The sequence below is a fragment of the Rhodococcus sp. NPDC057014 genome, assembly GCF_042673295.1.
In the GTDB taxonomy this organism is placed as follows: Bacteria; Actinomycetota; Actinomycetes; order Mycobacteriales; family Mycobacteriaceae; genus Rhodococcus_F.
Genome location: NZ_JBHUSF010000616.1, coordinates 1 through 1,697, shown reverse-complemented (window position 1 = coordinate 1,697; position 1,697 = coordinate 1). Strand labels below are relative to the sequence as shown.

The following is a 1,697-nucleotide window of genomic DNA, read 5'->3' as shown; positions in this document are numbered from 1 at the left end:
ACGCTGCCACAGCGCGGGGCCCTTCTCGTCGGACGAATCAGCTGTCGAGTTCGCGTGCGACGGCGCGGACCACCTCGGAGATGCGCTGGGCGGTCTTGCGGTCGGGGTACCTGCCCTTGCGCAGGTCCGGCTGAACCTTCGCCTCGAGCAGCGTGATCATGTCCTCGACCATGCCGTGCAGTTCGTCCGGCGTGTGCTTCTTGGCGGACGGCTCCTTGCGCGCGGCGTTCTGACGCAGCGACGGCGCAGGGTCGAGCACCTTCAGGCTCAGCGCCTGGGGTCCGCGCCGACCGGCGGCCATGCCGAACTCGACACGCTGGCCGGCCTTGAGGCCCTCGACGCCCTCGGGAAGAGCGGACGAACGCACATAGACGTCCTCACCCTCCTCCTGCGACAGAAAGCCGAAGCCCTTTTCGACGTCGTACCACTTCACCTTGCCGGTCGGCACCGCGTTCACCCGCTCATCACTTGGAGTGCAGTTGGTTGCACTTGGTATTGGTTGCACTTGGTATGCAAAACAGCGCGCCCCACCTCTGGTGCGGGACGCGCAGTGCCCACAGTCTACCTTGCAGACACCCCCTCCGGCATTCGGGTTTCCAGGCACTATCGTTGCTGGTGTGGCCCACGAATCGACTCCTTCGAGCACTCCTCACACACCCCGGAGGGGCGACGGACTCCTGCGGGTCGCACTCGCTCTCTTCGCGATCGGCTTCGTCGCGATCGTGGCGATCTTCCTGACCCCGGTGCTGTCCGATTCCGAACCGGGTCTCGTTCTGTACCTCGTCGCCCTTGCCTGCCCGATCGGATTCCTGCTCGGAATCGTGACGGCGCTGAGGCAGGGCAGACGCTCGCGCTGACACACCCGACCACCGGGCATTCCCGACCACCGGGCATTCCCAACCACCGAGGGGACGATCATGAGAATTCTGCTCAATATCATCTGGCTGGTCTTCGGCGGTCTGTGGCTGGCGCTGGGGTACTTCGTCGCCGGAATCCTGTGCTGCATCCTGATCATCACGATCCCGTTCGGCATCGCGTCGTTCCGGGTCGGCGTCTACGCGCTGTGGCCGTTCGGGAAGACCGTGATCGACAAGCCGACGGCCGGTGTCGCCTCCCTGATCGGCAATGTCATCTGGTTCGTCATCGCAGGTCTGTGGCTCGCGATCGGACATGTCGTCACGGCCGTCGCCATGGCGATCACGATCATCGGGATCCCTCTCGCCGTCGCGAACATCAAGATGATTCCCATCTCGCTGATGCCCCTCGGCAAGGACATCGTCGACGCACCGCGGTGATGTGAGCTTACTCACATAACGGCCCGGTAACGGAAGGGCAACGGGACGGCGATAGCCACGTCTCGTCGCCACTAGCTGGGAAGAGTCCCGGCGCGCCCAATGAGGCCCCGCAACAGGCGAAGACACTCCGCGTTATCAAATGGTGACACCTCGGCCTCGGCCCGTTACCGTCGTCACCGGCCGAGGAAACATCGGCCACATCCGGCCCGCCGCGCCAAACCTCGTCCCGCGGGTACCGGAGTCCCGACGAAGCATTCCAGGGACGAGGACGGGGGACCCAAAGTCCTCCAGGGAACGCAAGTTTCCAGACGGACACCGGTCCGAATGTGCCTCGCACAGTCGGATCTTGGGGTGAAGCCAGACCCTCTCCAGCCAGGAGAGGCGAGGCCGGGCGACCTCTCA

The 1,697-nt window shown here is 64.6% G+C and carries 3 protein-coding genes; 2 read left to right on the top strand and 1 reads right to left on the bottom strand.

What is annotated here, in order from left to right:
- Window positions 1-37: 37 nt before the first annotated feature.
- Window positions 38-448 carry a cold-shock protein gene (locus ACFTZB_RS45465; protein ID WP_378442546.1) on the bottom strand — a complete coding sequence of 137 codons (411 nt, stop codon included), beginning with the start codon at window positions 446-448 and terminating at the stop codon, window positions 38-40.
- 169 nt (window positions 449-617) lie between these two features.
- On the opposite strand from ACFTZB_RS45465, the gene ACFTZB_RS45460 reads away from it, so the two are divergent.
- Both ACFTZB_RS45460 and ACFTZB_RS45455 read left to right on the top strand, forming a co-directional pair.
- Complete coding sequence (locus ACFTZB_RS45460) at window positions 618-857, top strand: hypothetical protein (protein WP_378442544.1); 240 nt, start codon at window positions 618-620, stop codon at window positions 855-857.
- Between the two features lie 60 nt (window positions 858-917).
- Window positions 918-1,295: a YccF domain-containing protein gene (locus ACFTZB_RS45455; protein ID WP_378442542.1), complete on the top strand. Its 378-nt coding sequence runs from the start codon at window positions 918-920 to the stop codon at window positions 1,293-1,295.
- Window positions 1,296-1,697: the final 402 nt, after the last annotated feature.